The sequence below is a fragment of the Bacteroides sp. HMSC067B03 genome, assembly GCF_001811315.1.
Taxonomy (GTDB): domain Bacteria; phylum Bacteroidota; class Bacteroidia; order Bacteroidales; family Bacteroidaceae; genus Bacteroides; species Bacteroides faecis.
Genome location: NZ_KV804335.1, coordinates 112,224 through 130,349 on the forward strand (window position 1 = coordinate 112,224; position 18,126 = coordinate 130,349).

An 18,126-nucleotide genomic window follows, 5' to 3' on the forward strand; every position below is an offset into this window, starting at 1 on the left:
AGGGTTAGTAATATGAGAAGAATTTTGGTAATGCTTCTTAAAAGGATATGGATATTGCCTGTTGCTTATTTATTCATCTATAAAATGAGAATAAATGAGAAATATCCTAATACTTTTATGCTTATAATGTTGGCTCTTACAGCCTTATTATTGGTATATGACTTTTATAGAGAACGTCGTAAAATACACTAATGTTATGCAATATGTAAAAGAGAATGTAGCTGATATCATTATCCTTATACTACTTGCCGTTTGGGGAATATATGAGGTGCTTATGATCCCTTTCTTATATGATACCATAGTATCTGTGTTTATAAGTTGTAGTTTGGTGTGTCTTTTCCCTTGGGCCTGCAAAAGTACGAAGATTGAATATCAAAGAATCAGAAATGGGGCTTTGCGATACTCTTTCACGTTTATGATTGCACTATTGGGTTCTTTAAAAATAGTAGAAGTTCTGCGTGAGCATACTTTTGATATTGATGGCATAAAAGTGATTTTTATTGGTATCTTTCTGCAAAGCGCTTATTTCCTGATTGTTAAATTAAAGTGCTCAAGGAATTATGAAAGATAATATTAAATTAGCATTATTCTTTGTTGTAATTTTTGGGGCGTTTACTATCCTTTTATGTACGGAGAGTAGTCGTTGGCACTCGGCTTCCATTGCAATGATTTTCACAATGAGTGGTGTTTTTGTAGGGCAACTTATTCAGAACAGGAAAAAACGAGAAAAGTATAAGAGAGATAAGGACTAAAGGATAGTTAAAAACAAGAACAAATATCTGTAGGGAAAATCGTAGTGCCCCGTTCCTTTAAAAGAAACAGGTCGTTCCTCACCGAGGAACATGCCGTTGGTTTTAAAGGAACGGGGCATTGGTTTTAAACCAAAAAATAGATATTGCTAATGCCTTAATAATCAGCTAGAAATGTTCTCTGCTGTTATAACTTCATAATCAGGTATTATTTGCGGACAAATATTGAAAAACAATGGCTGGATATGGGAGTGTAATTTGCTGTATTATTATTTCTTGTACCTATCTCTGTATTGCTGTGGAGTAACTCCTGTCAGCTTTTTAAATAAGCGGTTGAAATAAGAGTGGTCTTCATAAGCCAGCAGATAAGATATGTTCTTTACCGGCATACTGTCTGTTATCAATATAAGCTGTGCTTTTTCTATTTTCTTTTGGTTGATGTATTGCAATGGTGTGTTGTTTATTTCTTTTTTGAAAAGTCGGATGAAATGATCTTTGGACAGACAGGAGATTGCTGCCAATGAATCTATATCTATTGTTTTATAAATATTCTTTCGGATATAAGAAAGTACTTTTTGAATCCGGTCATCGTTTATTTCTGTCTTAGGCTGGGCGTCTTTTAAGAAACGTGCCATGAGCTGATAAACTATTCCCCGTGATTCTACTTTGTCACAAAAGGTGCGTTGTTTGTTCTTTATGATGTTCTTGATTAATGTGGGGTTGTTATCGTAGCTTGTAGGATCGGATTGTGGTAGCTGCATGGTAGGATTTATTCCGCACAATCTTTTAATAAGAGGCAGTTCTAAATCTCCTGCCGGTATCTCTGTCGGGAAACTAAAGTCCTCCAGGATGCTTGATTCTGATTGGTGGTCTTCGTATATATGAAGGTAATAATGGACAAAATGGGTATCACACAAATAACTGTGAGTTGTAAATGATGGAACCAGATAGAGATGATCCGGCTTTAATTCCTGTATCCCTGTCGGCAATAGGATACGGGCAGCCCCTTCGGTTACATAATAAAGCCTGGTGAATGGACTGTTCACGTTTCTCCAATTCCAGTCTGCGTTGTGGATGGCTAGTCCTACGTTTAATATAAGCAAATGTAGCTGGTCAATTGATTGTGTCATGGTTCAAATGATTGAATAGAAAACAAAGCTGCTTGCAAAATAACGATAACTATATTTATTATCCAATGGAAAAGCTATTATTTCATCTTGAATCACTCGTTTTCGTGTCGGAAGAACTGTTTTTAGATATAAAAATCGATAATGTCCTATGTGATGACGTCTTTAGATAGTAGAAATGCCGAATTGCTCTTTATCTTTGCATTCACACAAATGTGGAGGAATACATAAATAACTATACCATGAAAACAAGACTATTATTATTGGCTTCTGCTCTGTTATTATCGGCAGAGATGGCAATGGCTCAGGATTATTCTGTACCTGTCTCAGAAAAGAATGAAAAAATGATGGAAGGAAAGTTTAAGCCTACCTGGGAATCTCTGCGAAATTATAAAGTACCGGAATGGTTTAGAAATGCCAAGTTTGGTATTTGGGCGCATTGGGGACCACAGTGTGTAGAGGGCTCCGGTGACTGGATGGCGCGTGAACTGTATTTTGAAGGTTCAAGGGCTTATAATCATCATGTGAAGCATTATGGGCATCCGTCAGAGGTGGGGTTCAAAGATATTATCCCTCTGTTTAAGGCCGAAAGATGGGACCCGTATAAATTGGTTGCACTATATAAGAAGATAGGGGCACAGTATTTTTTTGCATTGGGCAATCATCATGATAATATGGATCTTTGGGATAGCCAATACCAGCCGTGGAATTCGGTGAATATGGGCCCAAAAAGAGATATTCTGGCGGAATGGGAGAAAGCAGCACGTAAATATGAGCTTCCTTTTGGAATTAGCTTCCATGCCGATCACGCCTGGACCTGGTATGAACCTTCACAGCGTTATGACAGGGAAGGTCCGAAAGCCGGTATTCCTTATGATGGAAAGCTGACTAAGGAGGATGGTAAAGGAAAATGGTGGGAAGGGTATGACCCCCAGGATTTATATGCACAGAATCATCCGCTGAGTGAAGGCAGCTGGAGCAATGGTATGATCCATAAGCAATGGGCATGGGGAAAGGGTGTTTGTCTGCCTACTCAGGAATATTGTACGAATTTCTATGACCGTACCTTGGATGCTATCAACCGGTATCATCCGGATTTGATTTATTTTGATGTGACTGTACTTCCTTTTTATCCTATCAGTGATGCGGGATTGAAGATTGCCGCGCATTTCTATAATCATAATATGGCGGATCATAAAGGTAAGCTGGAAGCTGTGATGCTCGCTAAGATACTGGATGAACAACAACGTAAAGCTTTAGTCTGGGATGTGGAACGTGGTGCTCCGGATAGGATTATCGAAGAACCCTGGCAGTCGTGCTCATGTATTGGCGGTTGGCATTATAACACTTCTATTTATGAACACAATGGTTATAAATCGGCAGCGTCAGTTGTAAAACTCTTAGTCGATATTGTCAGTAAGAATGGTAATCTGTTGCTCAGCGTTCCTCTTCGGGCAGATGGGACATTTGATGAAAAAGAAGAAGTGATTCTAAATGATTTGGGTGACTGGATGGCTGTTAATAAAGAAGGTATTATTGATACCCGTCCGTGGAAAGTCTTTGGAGAAGGTCCGATAGCAGAATCTTCCGTTCCTATCAATGCGCAGGGCTTCAATGAAGGAACTTATAATAGAGCAACTTCAAAAGAAATTCGGTTTACACAAACTGACAAGAATTTATATGCGATAGTGCTGGCATGGCCGGAAGAAAAACAGGTCATTATTAAATCGTTGGCGGCAGGAAGTGAACAGTATCCCGGGAAGATTAGCAGAATCGACTTGCTAGGTTACGGAAAGGTTACATTCACTCGTACTGATCAGGGACTTATTATTAATATGCCTGATAAACGAGTGAATGAGATTGCTCCGGTGTTTAAAATAAGAAAGTAGATATCTGCTTTGAACTCAGAACATTTGTTCTACAGTCTTCATACATTGCAATACATCTTCCTTATTCCCACAGAAAGGACCTGATTTTTCAATCTTTAATGTAGACATGGCAGCAGCAAATCGGCCTGCTTCTTCGATACTTGCACCCGATACCCGTCGATATAAATATCCGATTGTGTAGGTGTCTCCACAGCCAGTGGCGTCCACTACTTGCTGAGGCTTATAAGCAGGAATTCGGTAGAAATCTTTTCCATCGAATATGAGAGACCCCATACTGCCTAATGTGACTAATACTTCTTTGACTCCCCATTCATGCAGTTTTCGTGCTGCCTCGTGAGGATCGGAAAGTCCGGTAAGCACTTCCATTTCATGCTCATTCACTTTCAGGAAATGGATATATTGCAGGGCTTCCCGTTTGTCAGTCCAGTCTACCGGATATACATGGGTATCGCGGACTTCACGCAGGTATCCTTGTGAGTCGACAGCTATCAGCCCTTTTTGAGATAACTCCTTAATCACTTCTAAAGAAAAATCATCAGCTAACAGGGACCCGAGGTGATAAATCTCCGCCTCTATTTCCCGGAGTTGAGAAGCGGTGAAAGGATCGGCTTTAGTCAATACACGTTGTGTGCGGTCATCGGGATTTTCTCCATAGATATTCTCAAAGTATACGGAGTGTTTGCTGGGTAATGCAGTAACATTGATCCCAGTTTCACGCAGTTCTTCTACTACCTTTATTTCTGTAGCACCGACGGCTGTAATCAATGCATAGTCAATGTCATTGAAATGACGAATGGCATGTGAACAATAAAAAGCAGTACCTCCAGGCATGTAGACTGTATTTAGAGGAGTGACTACTTTGTCTAAAGTAATATGACCGATGCAGCAAAGTTGATGTTTTTTCATATGTGTAATCAATGAAAAAGCCCTCAAGAATAATCTTGAAGGCTTTCTAGTTTATTTTGTGCGGATGATAGGACTCGAACCTACACGCCTCACGGCACCAGATCCTAAGTCTGGCGCGGCTACCAATTACGCCACATCCGCATGCGTCGCTTTTTGTTTAGCGGTGCAAAGATAGGAAGATTTTCTGATTTGACAAATAATTAGGCAATAAAGTTATTCGCTTAAGATTTCGAAAGCTTTTTCAATCAGCGTATCTTTATGCTTGGACTGGTCTTCTTCAGTCATATCAATGTCTATATCAGGTAAAATACCTTCTTCCAGTGGTTGCATATTTTTGTCGAAATGGGGGCTGGCGGAGAAGCGGATGCTCCACCCGTTTGGCAATTCCGATGTGAAAGGAAGTCCCGAACCGCCTCCTGTCTGGTCACCGACTTGGATGATATTGCCGTTGTCTATGCTACGCATCAGATTAACAAAGTCGTTGGTTGCACTGTAGCAACGGCGGTTGGTCAGTATGACGACTTTCTTTTGCCACCGGATGCTGTTGGAAGGTTCCAAATAGATTGGTTCCGGTTTGGAGAAGTCGCTATGTCCTGTTCCCGTCTTATGCTGTATATATCCGGTCAGGATTTTATTGTTGGTGAATCGGGCGGCGATGCGGGAAGAATTGGTCAGGTTACCTCCTCCGTTGTCACGTACATCGATAATCAGTCCGTTGCAGGTGGCCAGATAGACAAGGATTTCATCCAGATTGCCATCACCAACTCCGGAGCTGAAACTTTCGTAGCGGATATATCCGATATTGTTATCGAATATTTTGTATTTCATACCTGCCGATGTGTAGTAGTCTTTGCTGGCACTACCCAGATAGTATTGGTACAGAATATCTTCCCGGTAGTTCCACGGATATCCCTGATACCATGCATCGTAATAAGAGACACGCTTGGCGGATGAAAGATTGACATGGCCGTCTTTCAGGATATAGAGCATCTCGCTAAGTTTATCGAAAAGGTCGTCATTGGACATGCCCGGCACAATCAGTTTGCTGTATTTCTCATGAACAGCGTCCCAGTCAATGCCTTTCGAGTCCAGAAAGCAATACCGTTCGTCAATGATCTTCCACAGTTGCTCGAAGTTTCCTACAGGATCATCTGCGAAATCATCTTCTCCGATACATCCCGTCTGTATGGGGAGGCAACAGAGCAGCAAAAGTATTTGTATAATTCTATTTCTCATTCTTAATCTTTCAGTTCTTGTCTATAGTCTTTTAATTTTCAACTTTCCACTTATTCTAGTATGCCCTTACCGATGAAGGCAGCCCTGTACCTTTTTTGTTGGAAAGCCGATACAGGTCTTTCACAAACCCTACCATAAATACATGAGAGTAAGTATGTGTCTTAATCCCGTTTACGTTGGATTGCTGCAAATCTGCCAGATAACTGAAACGCATCTTGGTATATCCTATTGGCAGATCGACAGAAAGCATCTGACGAAGGGAGGGCTGATTGTGGAGAGAGGTAAACTGGATGACTCCGCCGGAGTTACCCAGTGAGAAAATTTCGTAATAAGATTGCCCGTAGTGCGGTGAGAACATGAGCCCGATCACCGGCAGGTTGACCTGATAGCGGAGCACCATCGGATAGCGTTTGATTTTCAGGTGCCAGATGGCCATTCCCGAAGCGTCCAGATTGACATATGCCCGTGCAGAAGCCGGATTGTTACTATTGCGAAGGTTGTAAACGAAGCCTCCGTTGGCGTCAAACAGTCCTCCTGCCAGTAACTTGAAGTTTTCGGTCAGACGAAACTGATAATGAAGGCCGTAATTCCAGTTGACGAGTCCGGAAAAGGTATTGTTGTTGTCTGCGCGGTTATGTGTATAGCCGACGTCTGCCTGAAAGAAGTTCTGCACAGAAACATTTCCGTCGAACAATTTTGTCATCCGAATCGTCTCGCGGGAAATGCGGAAATCTATTCCTTTATATTCCTGAGGCGAAAGATAGGTGTCGAACACGTTGGTAAATCCGACCCCGTACATGGTGGCACGTGTTACATAGCGATGGGCTTGCAGACTGTCGGTCTGCGCCTGTAATCTTGTGCAAAGGGCGAACAGGAGGTATCCTGTCAGCCCTAGGTATAATAAGTTTTTCTTCATTGGCACATTGGGTATTTTTTACCGCATGTATACGTTAGCTAAAACAGCTTCATCTGTCCCGTAATTTCATCAATGATGTCCCCTTCGCTTTTATCGCTGTCTGGGTCCAGATTTTCCGGTTCTTCTGCCGCTTCTTCGGGCTGTTCCTTTACCGGTTCCGGGAAACGGGTAGGTTCAAGCTCGTTGATGGTATCCACCGTGTAGGTAGTGATTCGCTTCCCTTTGGCTTTGAAACCTTTCACTGCGATAAATTCTTCCGCATCAATCACCATCGCTTCACGGAAGCTGTCGTGACCGCCAAATATAACTTCCAGACGAGGATAGTACTCGTCAGTCAGGAGGATCAGACGGGTATTCTTATTTTCTCCCAGATAGTTCTGCTTGCGGTTGGAACCCTCAAAACAGAAACGTTTCAGATATGGATAGTTCTGCTGGTCGGCGTCATAAAGCGCGGCAGTCCATATCTTGTTCGGGTCAAACTTCTCGACAATGCTGACATTGTCCTCGTAATGGTTGCTCAGGTCAAAGTTAGTGGTGTAGAACTCGCCATTGTTGAGCACCACCAGAATGGTGTCATCGCTTTGGAATTCTCCCAGATATTCTCCCCGTCCATCGTAGTTGAGGCGCAGGATATCACGGTCGAACCATACCTTTCGCCCTCCGAGGGTGGAACCGCCTTTTTGCTTCAAGGCAATCTTATGAACCGGCAGACGGGTGAGGATCACTCCTTGTGCCTGACGTCCTTTGATGCTGATTTCGCTGAAATCACGTTCGAAGATAATGCGTCTTACGCGTGGGTTCGGCTTTAATGTCACTTTGATGATTTCGGCTTCTCCGTTCGGGTTGGCGCTGAAATAAGTGATACGTGAGTCTGGCGTTCCCTGTGTGACATCGTATTCACGGTCACGGACAACACCTGTTACAGCAAAGCGTTTGATATAGGTCGTTCCTTCTTTGCCGTCCCGATAAGTGATGTTGTAGATGGTTCGCTTGTCATTCTTCTTGAAGACATTGACATAAAGTATGTTTTTGCCTACAAATTTTTTGTCGGCTACCGGGGTGACGATATATTTACCATCCCGGAAGAAGACGATTACATCATCGATATCTGAACAGTTGGCGACGAATTCGTCTTTCTTCAAGGCTGTTCCGATAAATCCTTCTTCGCGGTTGATGTAGAGTTTCTCGTTGGCTTCTACCACTTTGGCGGCTTCGATGGTGTCGAAGTTGCGCAGTTCGGTGCGGCGCGGGAAGTTCTTTCCGTATTTGTTTTTTAGCATCTGGTACCAGTTTACGGTATAGTCCACGATGTGAGCGAGGTGATCGTCGATTTCGGCAATCTCTTCTTTCATACGGGCGATCAGTTCATCGGCTTTGTCGGTGTTGAACTTCAGGATGCGTCCCATCTTGATTTCCATCAGTTTGAGAATATCCTCTTTGGTTACTTCACGGATAAAGCTCGGATAGAAAGGAGTCAGGCGGTCGTCGATATGTGCGCAGGCAGCGTCCATGTCTTTGGATTGCTCGAACTCTTTGTCTTTATAGATGCGTTCTTCGATAAATATCTTTTCGAGGGAAGCGAAATGGAGTGATTCCAGTATTTCCCCTTTCTTGATTTCCAGTTCCTGTTTCAGCAGTCCCAGTGTGTTGTCTGCCGACTTTTTCAGCACTTTGCTGACAGTGAGGAAGTGGGGTTTGCTGTCATCAATCACACAGCAGTTGGGGGAGATACTTACTTCGCAGTCGGTAAAGGCATATAATGCGTCAATTGTTTTGTCCGATGATGTTCCGGGTGCCAGATGTACCAGTATCTCTACGTTGGCAGCTGTGTTGTCGTCTACTTTACGTATCTTGATTTTTCCTTTGTCAACTGCCTTTAGGATAGAGTCGATGACGGTAGAGGTAGTCTTGCCATATGGAATCTCCGTGATAGCCAGTGTCTTGTTGTCCAGCTTGTTGATTTTAGCACGTATTTTTACCGCTCCGCCACGTTCTCCGTCGTTGTATTTGGCAACGTCGATGGAACCGCCTGTCTGGAAGTCGGGATATAGCTGGAACGACTCTCCACGCAGATAGCTGATAGAGGCATCGCAAAGTTCGTTGAAATTGTGAGGTAATATCTTGGATGAAAGTCCGACAGCAATACCTTCCACTCCCTGTGCCAGCAATAGAGGGAATTTGACAGGGAGAGTCACCGGTTCTTTGTTTCTGCCGTCGTATGACAGTTTCCATTCGGTGGTTTTAGGATTGAATACGATGTCCAATGCGAACTTGGAAAGGCGTGCTTCAATATAACGGGGAGCTGCCGCACCGTCTCCGGTGAGAATATTACCCCAGTTACCCTGACAGTCAATCAGCAGGTCTTTCTGCCCCAACTGTACCAGTGCATCGCCGATAGAAGCATCACCGTGCGGATGGAACTGCATGGTGTGTCCCACAATATTTGCCACTTTGTTATACCGTCCGTCGTCCAGACGTTTCATGGAATGTAGAATACGTCGTTGCACAGGCTTCAAACCATCGTTGATGTGGGGAACGGCACGTTCCAGAATCACATAAGAAGCATAGTCCAGAAACCAATTCTGGTACATGCCTGTTAACTGATGCTTTACGTTTTCGTCCCGCGCGTCCGCCGGTTTGTAGTCTGAATGTTCTTCCGTTATCTCGTTGATTTCGTCACTCATATATCAATCTTCGCTTTGCTTTTACAACAAATTATCTTCTTTACATCAAAAAAAGGGGATGTGCACGCAAAAATACGAAATTAATTCATATGAGGACGAAAAGAACTCACGTTTTTTATGATACTGACAACTCCAATCATCCTTTGTTTTCGTGAGTAAACTACCCAGGGACTTGACAACGTTCTTTTTATGTTGTATATTTGTAGTCGGCTATAAAGCCTGACTAAAAACCGAAATTAATGAAAAAAGAATTGTTTATTGCAACATTTATCTGCATGTGTTTACCTCAAAATAGGTGTAATATGCTAACAATATAACAGGAAAAATCAGCCAGTGATAACCTGCTGGGAACTCATGTGTAAACAATGGGCTGTGAATCTTTAGTGGATTTACAGCCTTTTTTGTTGCATAAATTTGAGACTTTTTCTGCAAAAGGAACTATTCGCGTTTATAATAAACGATGAAAGAATTTATTAGAAACGTTCAAATAGTCATTGTGTAAAAGATAAACTATTTTCAATATATCTCGATGGAGGATGTATAGTATCTCTCTTATAAAACAGTTGCTATGGTAAACAATAATAACACGAATGCTTATTCGCATTATCATACAAAGAAAGTCTGCGTCAAAAAGACTAAAAACACATGTCATGATGGAAAGTAGATCGGTATAGTACATGAATTTCACACTTTTAGTAGGATGAACAAACTGAAGAATAAGATAAATTAATACCCTCCCTGTCTTATTTATGAGATAAATGCCTATCTTTGTGGCACTTTTTTGGAAAAAAGCAAATTCAAATTAATAGATACATATAAGAAAATGGCACAAGAAGACGTTTTTAAGAAACTTGTATCGCACTGCAAAGAGTACGGTTTTGTATTTCCTTCAAGCGATATCTACGACGGACTAGGCGCTGTATATGACTACGGTCAGATGGGCGTTGAATTGAAAAACAACATTAAAAAATATTGGTGGGACAGTATGGTACTGTTGCACGAAAACATTGTCGGTATCGACTCTGCCATCTTTATGCATCCTACTATCTGGAAGGCTTCCGGACACGTAGACGCATTCAATGACCCCTTGATTGACAATAAAGATTCTAAAAAACGTTATCGTGCTGACGTACTGATTGAAGATCAGTTGGCTAAATATGACGATAAAATCAATAAGGAAGTAGCAAAAGCGGCCAAGAGATTCGGTGAAACCTTTGATGAGGCTCAATTCCGTTCTACCAACGGACGTGTGCTGGAACATCAGACAAAACGCGATGCGCTTCATACTCGTTTTGCAAAAGCGCTGAACGACAATAATCTGGATGAGCTTCGCCAGATCATCGTTGATGAAGAAATTGTATGTCCTATCTCCGGAACGAAGAATTGGACGGAAGTTCGTCAGTTCAACCTGATGTTCTCTACTGAGATGGGATCTACTTCTGACGGTGCTATGAAAATCTATCTTCGTCCGGAAACAGCGCAAGGTATTTTCGTAAACTACCTGAATGTGCAGAAGACCGGTCGTATGAAGGTTCCTTTTGGTATTGCTCAGATCGGTAAGGCTTTCCGTAACGAAATCGTTGCCCGTCAGTTCATCTTCCGTATGCGTGAGTTTGAACAGATGGAAATGCAGTTCTTCGTAAAACCGGGTACTGAATTGGATTGGTTCAAGAAATGGAAAGAAATCCGTCTGAAATGGCACAAGGCATTAGGCTTTGGAGATGCCAGCTATCGTTACCACGATCATGATAAATTGGCTCACTATGCAAATGCTGCTACAGATATTGAATTCCTGATGCCATTCGGCTTCAAGGAAGTGGAAGGTATCCACTCACGTACGAACTTTGACTTGTCTCAACATGAGAAGTTCTCAGGAAAGAGCATCAAATATTTCGATCCGGAACTGAACGAGTCTTATACTCCGTATGTGATCGAGACTTCAATTGGCGTGGACCGCATGTTCCTCAGTATCATGAGTGCAGCTTATTGCGAAGAACAATTGGAAAATGGTGAGAGCCGCGTTGTATTGAAATTGCCGGCTGCTCTGGCTCCGGTGAAATTGGCTGTAATGCCTTTGGTGAAGAAAGACGGTCTGCCTGAAAAGGCTCGTGAGATCATCGATGCTCTGAAATTCCATTTCCACTGTCAGTATGATGAAAAAGACAGTATTGGTAAGCGTTATCGTCGTCAGGATGCCATCGGTACTCCGTTCTGCGTGACTGTAGACCATCAGACACTGGAAGATAACTGTGTAACATTGCGTAATCGTGATACGATGCAGCAAGAACGTGTAGCTATCTCTGAACTGAATAATATTATCGCAGACAGAGTGAGCATCACTTCATTATTGAAAACTTTACAATAAACCATTAACGAATGAGTAAAAAAATCTATTTATTCTCCTTAGTATTACTGACTTTGGCATTTGTTTCTTGTAGTGAAACGGAAGAAGTGGGTAAATATGATAATTGGCGTGCGCGGAACGAGGCATATATTGACTCTTTGGCGAATGTCTATGCTACGGCTTCTGGTAGAGGAGGCTTGGAACGCATAGAGATGTTGACTGCTCCCGGTAATTACATCTATTATAAAGTAATGCCGTCAATGACTGATCATGTAGTAAAGGCGGGAAGTCCTAAATATACTGACTATGTGAAGGTATATTATAAAGGAACGAATATTTTAGGAGAATATTTTGATGGTAACTTCAAAGGAGATAATCCGGTTGTAAATGAGGAAAATCCAAGTGAAGGAGATTCTCCTACAACTATTTTCCAAGTCAGCGGGGTAATTACCGGCTGGGGTGAAGTGCTTCAGAGAATGGAAGTTGGTGACCGCTGGAAGGTTTATATCCCTTGGGAGTATGCTTATGGAAGCAGTGGTACTACTGGCATTTTGGGATATTCGGCTCTTGTTTTTGATATCACATTGCTTGATTTCGCTACTACTGAAGCAGAGTTGAAATAATAAGATAAAACTCTCTTTATATATGGAAGGTGCTGTATCTATAATTACGTAGATACAGCGCTTTTTATATTATTTTCTTTAATGCTGCTCTCCCTTATCTGTAAATGTGTCGGGATGATCACTTGTTTAATTGTTCTGTCTCCCTTAATCTGCTCAATCAACAGTTGACAGGCAGTTTCTCCCATTTTATAAGTCTGATGTGATACAGCAGATAATTTGGGCTCTACATAGTTGGCATGCTGTTCGTCCGTATATCCGATGATAGCAATATCTCCGGGAATGCTAAGCCCGTGACTTTTGATCACCTCCATGGCGGCAAAAGCCAATGTATCGTTCATCGCGAGAATAGCATCGGGAGGCTGGGGGAGAGATAATAACGTTTCCGTAGCAATCTTACCTTCCTCATAATCAATTTTTCGGCAAACGACTAATTCCTTTTCAATAGGAATCCGATTGTCACGTAAGGCTTCCAGATAACCGTGCTTCCTTCTCTTTACAATATCCAGATGATTGGCACCTCCGATAAAAGCGATCCGTCTGCTTCCGTTGTCCAACAGATGTTGGGTAGCCATCTGTGCAGATTGAACTCCGTCTGCTATTACCGACGAGAATTGATCAGTCAGGCAAACACGGTCGAACAGAATTAGTGGCATGTTGATCTCCTTTAATGCGACAAAATGAGCAAAGTCAGTTGTTTCCTGAGACAGGCAGGCAATGATTCCTTCTACCCGCATATTAACCAGGTTTTCTATATTCCTTTTCTCATGCTCGAAGGATTCATGTGAAGTTGTGATAATTACAAAGTATCCGTTGGCAATTGCCATATTCTCTATTCCGTTCAGGATAGAGGCAAAAAAGTGGGTGACTATGTCCGGAACTACTACCCCGATAATGCGCGGCGCATTTTTGCGCAGGCTCATGGCGAAAGGATTAGGACGATAATTCATATCTTTGGCCAGTTGCTTGGCTTTAGCACAAAGCTCGCGACTGATTTCCGGGCTGTCCTTCAGTGCCCGGGATACGGTAGGAATCGAGACACCCAATGCTTGAGCGAGATCCTTGAGTGAGGTATGTTTTCGGTATTCCATTGAAAGGTCTCCGGTTTATTAAAGGTTTCCAACTTTGATTCGTTTACAAAGAAAGCATATTCCCCGATAAGTAGCTACATTTAAAGAAAGATTTTTTACGTAAACCGTTACGTTGCTTTTTCGCCCTTCTCTTGTCCATTGAGAGGTGTTCCTGACCTACTTTTGTCGCAAACAAAATAATTTAAAACCCTATACGTATGCAATACCATGAAATCGGAAAGACAGGGATGAAGGTATCATCTCTCAGTTTCGGAGCTTCCTCTTTGGGAGGAGTTTTCCATGATCTAAAAGAAAAGGAAGGCATTCAAGCTGTGTTTACGGCCATCGAAGCAGGAATGAACTTTATAGATGTATCCCCTTATTATGGGCATTATAAGGCGGAGACTGTTCTTGGCAAGGCACTGAAGGATATTCCTCGTGACCGTTACTATCTTTCTACGAAAGTAGGACGCTATGGCAAGGATGGAGTCAATATGTGGGACTACTCGGCAAAGCGTGCAACGGAGAGTGTATACGAAAGTATGGAGCGTTTGAACATTGATTTTATCGATTTGATTAATGTGCATGATGTTGAATTTGCAGATTTGAATCAGGTCGTGAATGAAACATTACCTGCTTTAGTCGAGCTGCGTGAGAAAGGGGTGGTAGGCCATGTCGGAATCACTGACTTGCAATTTGAAAATCTGAAATGGGTGATAGATCATTCACCAAGCGGAACTATTGAATCTGTTCTCAGTTTTTGTCACTATTGTCTTTGCGATGATAAACTGGCTGATTTTCTCGATTATTTCGAATTGAAAGGAATCGGTGTGATCAATGCTTCCCCTTTGTCGATGGGCCTATTAAGCGAACGGGGCGTTCCGGCTTGGCATCCGGCTCCTAAGCCACTGGTAGATGTTTGTCGGAAAGCGATGGAACATTGTAAAACTAAAAACTATCCGATAGAAAAGCTTGCCATGCAGTTCTCTGTGAGTAATCCGAAGGTTGCGACTACACTGTTCAGCACCACTAATCCGGAGAATGTAAAAAAGAACATCGCTTTTATCGAAGAGCCCGTTGACTGGGAACTCGTCCGTGAAGTACAGGACATTATCGGAGATCAGAAACGTGTGAGTTGGGCAAACTCTTAAAAGCAGACCAATCTTATGAATGATACGATTATTGATGCACATGCCCATTTATGGCTGCGACAGGATACTGTGGTGAATGATCTTCCCATCCGGACACTGGAAAACGGACGCTCGCTATTTATGGGAGAGATCCGTCAGATGGTTCCTCCTTTTATGGTGGATGGGGTCAATAGTGCAGAGGTTTTCCTTTCGAACATGGACTATGCGCAGGTAGCTGCGGCTGTCATCACGCAGGAATTTATCGATGGGATTCAGAATGAGTATTTGGCAGAAGTTGTTTCCCGTTATCCTAACCGTTTCTTTGTTTGCGGTATGTGTGAGTTTCGTAAACCGGGATTCTTAGAACAAGCCAAAGCTCTTATGGCCGAAGGTTTTAAAGCCATAAAGATTCCTGCTCAACGCTTATTGCTAAAAGAAGGACGGGTGATGTTGAACAACGAGGAGATGATGGCAATGTTTCATTATATGGAAGAGCGGAATGTAATACTGTCTATCGATTTGGCGGACGGGGCAACACAGGTTCCCGAAATGGAAGAGATAATTCAGGAATGCCCCCGGCTGAAGATTGCTATCGGCCATTTCGGGATGGTTACGCTGCCTGACTGGAAGGAGCAGATTAAACTGGCACGCCATCCGAATGTAATGATTGAATCCGGTGGGATTACCTGGCTTTTCAATGATGAGTTTTATCCATTTAAGGGAGCGGTGAAAGCGATTCGTGAAGCTGCCGATCTGGTTGGAATAGAGAAACTGATGTGGGGATCGGATTATCCGCGCACCATTACCGCTATTACCTACAAGATGTCTTATGACTTTGTGGTGAAGTCTCCGGAATTATCAGAAGGCGAGAAAACTTTGTTTCTAGGAGAAAATGCGAGGGAGTTCTATGGATTTGCCGGTCTTCCTACGCTTCCCTATATCAAAAATATGTCCGAGTAAGAAGAATAACTATACCATGAAACAATAATTGTACAAATGAAGAAAAATACATATACCATTCCTCTCGCACTTGTTTTCAGTCTTTTCTTTTTGTGGGCGATCAGCAGTAATTTGCTTCCTACCATGATCAGACAGTTGATGAAAACCTGCGAACTAAACACATTTGAAGCTTCTTTTACAGAAACTGCCTATTGGCTGGCTTATTTTCCCTATCCCTATTGCTATGTTTATGAAACGTTATAGTTATAAGGCAGGGATTATCTTTGGTCTGGTGCTGGCGGCAGTCGGAGGCTTGCTCTTTTTTCCTGCTGCTATCTTGAAAGAGTACTGGGCTTATCTCTGTATCTTCTTTATCATAGCTACAGGCATGTGTTTTCTGGAGACGGCTGCCAATCCGTATGTGACAGTGTTGGGAACACCCGAAACGGCTTCCCGGCGATTGAATCTGGCACAGTCTTTTAATGGGCTTGGGGCTTTCATTGCCGCCATGTTTCTCAGCAAACTGATTTTGAGTGGATCGCATTATACGCGAGAGACGCTTCCTGTGGATTATCCGGGTGGTTGGCAGGCTTATATACAGTTGGAAACGGATGCAATGAAACTTCCTTATTTGATATTGGCTTTGTTGCTTCTAGCCATTGCTTTCGTATTTATATTCTCAAAACTGCCGAAGATCGGAGATGAGGATGAGAAAGTACCCATTGATAAAAAGGAAAAACTGATAGACTTTGGAGTGTTGAAACACTCGCATTTACGTTGGGGTGTGATTGCGCAATTCTTCTATAATGGTGGACAAACGGCGATCAATAGCCTGTTTCTTGTTTATTGCTGTACCTATGCAGGACTTCCGGAAGATACTGCGACCACTTTCTTCGGACTGTATATGCTTGCTTTCCTTCTGGGACGTTGGATCGGTACGGGTTTGATGGTGAAATTCCGTCCGCAGGACATGTTACTCCTCTATGCTTTGATGAATATTCTTCTTTGTGGAGTAGTAATGATATACGGAGGGATGATCGGGTTGTATGCTATGCTGGCTATTTCCTTCTTCATGTCTATCATGTATCCCACTCAGTTCTCTTTGGCTTTGAAAGGGTTGGGAGATCAGACAAAGAGTGGCTCTGCCTTTTTGGTGATGGCTATTGTCGGCAATGCCTGCCTTCCTCAGTTGACGGCATATTTCATGCACGCTCACGAACATATCTATTATGTAGCATACTGTGTACCGATGATTTGTTTCGTCTTCTGTGCCTATTACGGTTGGAAAGGTTATAAGGTAATCGATTAATAAATTTATTTCAAATATATAAGATGAAAGCAGTTCAAATTGTCAATCCCTTCGAAATGAAGGTGGTTGAACTGGAAAAACCGGTTGCTGGTACCGGTGAAGTATTGGTAAGAATCAAATATGTCGGTTTTTGCGGCTCCGACCTGAATACATTTCTGGGACGTAATCCGATGGTAAAGTTACCCGTAATACCGGGACATGAAGTGGGAGCAGTGATCGAAGAAATCGGACCAGATGTTCCGGCAGGTTTCGAGAAGGGTATGAATGTGACTTTGAATCCATATACCAACTGTGGTAAATGTGCTTCATGTCGTAACGGTCGTGTCAATGCCTGCGAACATAATGAAACGTTGGGTGTACAGCGGAATGGGGTAATGTGCGAATATGCCGTTTTACCTTGGACTAAGATTATTCCTGCCGGTGACATTTCTTCCCGGGATTGTGCCTTGATAGAGCCGATGAGTGTAGGATTCCATGCTGTTTCCCGTGCCCGGGTTATTGATAATGAGTATGTGATGGTGATTGGTTGCGGTATGATTGGTATTGGTGCTATTGTACGTGCTGCATTAAGGGGGGCAACAGTGATTGCTGTCGATTTGGATGATGAGAAACTGGAGCTTGCGAAGAAAGTCGGAGCTTCTTATGTGATTAACTCCAAAACAGAGGATGTGCATATACGGATGCAGGAGATTACAGAAGGATTGGGTGCTGATGTGGTTATTGAAGCGGTCGGTAGTCCGGTTACTTATGTGATGGCTGTGGATGAAGTCGGTTTTACGGGGCGTGTTGTTTGCATTGGTTATGCCAAGAGCGAAGTCGCTTTTCAGACGAAATACTTTGTGCAGAAAGAACTGGATATTCGTGGTTCCAGAAATGCATTACCTGCGGATTTCCGTGCGGTGATCAATTATATGAAGGCGGGAAATTGTTCGGTGGAAGAGTTGATAACCAAGATTGCAAAACCTGAAGGAGCTTTGGAAGCAATGCAGGAGTGGGTAGCTAATCCGGGAAAAGTATTCCGTATATTGGTGGAATTCTAAAGATGATAAGCCGGATGTGAAAAGTAACATTTTATAATGTTATTATATAGGCACGGATTTCACGGAATTAACACGGTTTAATAGTCCATCTAATCTCTTAAAACCGTGAAATCCGTGTGATCCGTGCTTGAAATTTTAGCACATTCTTTTCTGCCTGCCTGCAAATG

The 18,126-nt window shown here is 42.6% G+C and carries 13 protein-coding genes, 1 tRNA gene and 1 pseudogene; 8 read left to right on the forward strand and 7 right to left on the reverse strand.

Annotated elements, in window-relative coordinates; genetic code table 11:
- Window positions 1-196 precede the first annotated feature (196 nt).
- A complete protein-coding gene (locus tag HMPREF2794_RS08755) occupies window positions 197-571 on the forward strand; it encodes a hypothetical protein (protein WP_010536285.1) in 375 nt (124 codons plus the stop codon).
- 447 nt (window positions 572-1,018) lie between these two features.
- Here HMPREF2794_RS08755 and HMPREF2794_RS08765 read toward each other — a convergent pair whose 3' ends face one another.
- Complete coding sequence (locus HMPREF2794_RS08765) at window positions 1,019-1,879, reverse strand: helix-turn-helix domain-containing protein (protein ID WP_022302192.1); 861 nt, start codon at window positions 1,877-1,879, stop codon at window positions 1,019-1,021.
- Between the two features lie 239 nt (window positions 1,880-2,118).
- Between HMPREF2794_RS08765 and HMPREF2794_RS08770 the strand changes: the two genes are divergently transcribed.
- The gene (locus HMPREF2794_RS08770; RefSeq protein ID WP_070751348.1) at window positions 2,119-3,765 is read left to right on the forward strand and encodes an alpha-L-fucosidase; all 1,647 of its coding nucleotides are present in this window, start codon (window positions 2,119-2,121) and stop codon (window positions 3,763-3,765) included.
- 15 nt (window positions 3,766-3,780) lie between these two features.
- Here the strand turns inward: HMPREF2794_RS08770 and HMPREF2794_RS08775 are convergent, their stop codons facing one another.
- From HMPREF2794_RS08775 to HMPREF2794_RS08795, 5 genes are all read right to left on the reverse strand, one after another.
- A complete protein-coding gene (locus HMPREF2794_RS08775; protein ID WP_070751349.1) occupies window positions 3,781-4,671 on the reverse strand; it encodes a carbohydrate kinase family protein in 891 nt (296 codons plus the stop codon).
- A 59-nt stretch (window positions 4,672-4,730) separates the two neighbouring features.
- Window positions 4,731-4,812 (reverse strand) — tRNA-Leu (locus HMPREF2794_RS08780).
- Between the two features lie 72 nt (window positions 4,813-4,884).
- A complete protein-coding gene (locus HMPREF2794_RS08785) occupies window positions 4,885-5,907 on the reverse strand; it encodes a S41 family peptidase (protein WP_010536290.1) in 1,023 nt (340 codons plus the stop codon).
- Between the two features lie 55 nt (window positions 5,908-5,962).
- Window positions 5,963-6,823 (reverse strand): DUF3316 domain-containing protein, encoded by an 861-nt coding sequence (locus HMPREF2794_RS08790; RefSeq protein ID WP_010536291.1) that lies wholly within the window; start codon window positions 6,821-6,823, stop codon window positions 5,963-5,965.
- Window positions 6,824-6,861: 38 nt separating this feature from the next.
- A complete protein-coding gene (locus tag HMPREF2794_RS08795) occupies window positions 6,862-9,507 on the reverse strand; it encodes a DNA gyrase/topoisomerase IV subunit A (RefSeq protein WP_010536292.1) in 2,646 nt (881 codons plus the stop codon).
- Between the two features lie 823 nt (window positions 9,508-10,330).
- Between HMPREF2794_RS08795 and HMPREF2794_RS08800 the strand changes: the two genes are divergently transcribed.
- Together HMPREF2794_RS08800 and HMPREF2794_RS08805 are read left to right on the forward strand one after the other, a co-directional pair.
- Window positions 10,331-11,872: a glycine--tRNA ligase gene (locus HMPREF2794_RS08800; RefSeq protein ID WP_010536293.1), complete on the forward strand. Its 1,542-nt coding sequence runs from the start codon at window positions 10,331-10,333 to the stop codon at window positions 11,870-11,872.
- Window positions 11,873-11,883: 11 nt separating this feature from the next.
- Window positions 11,884-12,474 carry a BamJ family beta-barrel-assembly machinery protein gene (locus HMPREF2794_RS08805; RefSeq protein ID WP_010536294.1) on the forward strand — a complete coding sequence of 197 codons (591 nt, stop codon included), beginning with the start codon at window positions 11,884-11,886 and terminating at the stop codon, window positions 12,472-12,474.
- Window positions 12,475-12,518: 44 nt separating this feature from the next.
- On the opposite strand, the gene HMPREF2794_RS08810 is transcribed toward HMPREF2794_RS08805, so the two are convergent.
- Window positions 12,519-13,562 (reverse strand): LacI family DNA-binding transcriptional regulator, encoded by a 1,044-nt coding sequence (locus HMPREF2794_RS08810; protein WP_055269092.1) that lies wholly within the window; start codon window positions 13,560-13,562, stop codon window positions 12,519-12,521.
- 197 nt (window positions 13,563-13,759) lie between these two features.
- Here HMPREF2794_RS08810 and HMPREF2794_RS08815 point away from each other — a divergent pair, with 197 nt between their 5' ends.
- From HMPREF2794_RS08815 to HMPREF2794_RS08830, 4 genes and pseudogenes are all read left to right on the forward strand, one after another.
- Window positions 13,760-14,692: an aldo/keto reductase gene (locus HMPREF2794_RS08815; protein WP_070751350.1), complete on the forward strand. Its 933-nt coding sequence runs from the start codon at window positions 13,760-13,762 to the stop codon at window positions 14,690-14,692.
- Window positions 14,693-14,707: 15 nt separating this feature from the next.
- On the forward strand, window positions 14,708-15,631 hold the full coding sequence (locus HMPREF2794_RS08820; RefSeq protein ID WP_010536297.1) for an amidohydrolase family protein: 924 nt from the start codon (window positions 14,708-14,710) through the stop codon (window positions 15,629-15,631).
- 36 nt (window positions 15,632-15,667) lie between these two features.
- Window positions 15,668-16,919 (forward strand): annotated as a pseudogene (gene fucP / locus HMPREF2794_RS08825) (L-fucose:H+ symporter permease).
- 23 nt (window positions 16,920-16,942) lie between these two features.
- The gene (locus HMPREF2794_RS08830; RefSeq protein ID WP_070751351.1) at window positions 16,943-17,959 is read left to right on the forward strand and encodes a zinc-binding alcohol dehydrogenase family protein; all 1,017 of its coding nucleotides are present in this window, start codon (window positions 16,943-16,945) and stop codon (window positions 17,957-17,959) included.
- Window positions 17,960-18,126: the final 167 nt, after the last annotated feature.

Excerpts from the sequence above, each read along its gene's own strand:
- HMPREF2794_RS08755 (WP_010536285.1), top strand. The coding sequence starts at position 197 with ATGCAATATGTAAAAGAGAATGTAGCTGATATCATTATCCTTATACTA.
- HMPREF2794_RS08765 (WP_022302192.1), bottom strand. The coding sequence starts at position 1,879 with ATGACACAATCAATTGACCAGCTACATTTGCTTATATTAAACGTAGGA.
- HMPREF2794_RS08770 (WP_070751348.1), top strand. The coding sequence starts at position 2,119 with ATGAAAACAAGACTATTATTATTGGCTTCTGCTCTGTTATTATCGGCA.
- HMPREF2794_RS08775 (WP_070751349.1), bottom strand. The coding sequence starts at position 4,671 with ATGAAAAAACATCAACTTTGCTGCATCGGTCATATTACTTTAGACAAA.
- HMPREF2794_RS08785 (WP_010536290.1), bottom strand. The coding sequence starts at position 5,907 with ATGAGAAATAGAATTATACAAATACTTTTGCTGCTCTGTTGCCTCCCC.
- HMPREF2794_RS08790 (WP_010536291.1), bottom strand. The coding sequence starts at position 6,823 with ATGAAGAAAAACTTATTATACCTAGGGCTGACAGGATACCTCCTGTTC.
- HMPREF2794_RS08795 (WP_010536292.1), bottom strand. The coding sequence starts at position 9,507 with ATGAGTGACGAAATCAACGAGATAACGGAAGAACATTCAGACTACAAA.
- HMPREF2794_RS08800 (WP_010536293.1), top strand. The coding sequence starts at position 10,331 with ATGGCACAAGAAGACGTTTTTAAGAAACTTGTATCGCACTGCAAAGAG.
- HMPREF2794_RS08805 (WP_010536294.1), top strand. The coding sequence starts at position 11,884 with ATGAGTAAAAAAATCTATTTATTCTCCTTAGTATTACTGACTTTGGCA.
- HMPREF2794_RS08810 (WP_055269092.1), bottom strand. The coding sequence starts at position 13,562 with ATGGAATACCGAAAACATACCTCACTCAAGGATCTCGCTCAAGCATTG.
- HMPREF2794_RS08815 (WP_070751350.1), top strand. The coding sequence starts at position 13,760 with ATGCAATACCATGAAATCGGAAAGACAGGGATGAAGGTATCATCTCTC.
- HMPREF2794_RS08820 (WP_010536297.1), top strand. The coding sequence starts at position 14,708 with ATGAATGATACGATTATTGATGCACATGCCCATTTATGGCTGCGACAG.
- HMPREF2794_RS08830 (WP_070751351.1), top strand. The coding sequence starts at position 16,943 with ATGAAAGCAGTTCAAATTGTCAATCCCTTCGAAATGAAGGTGGTTGAA.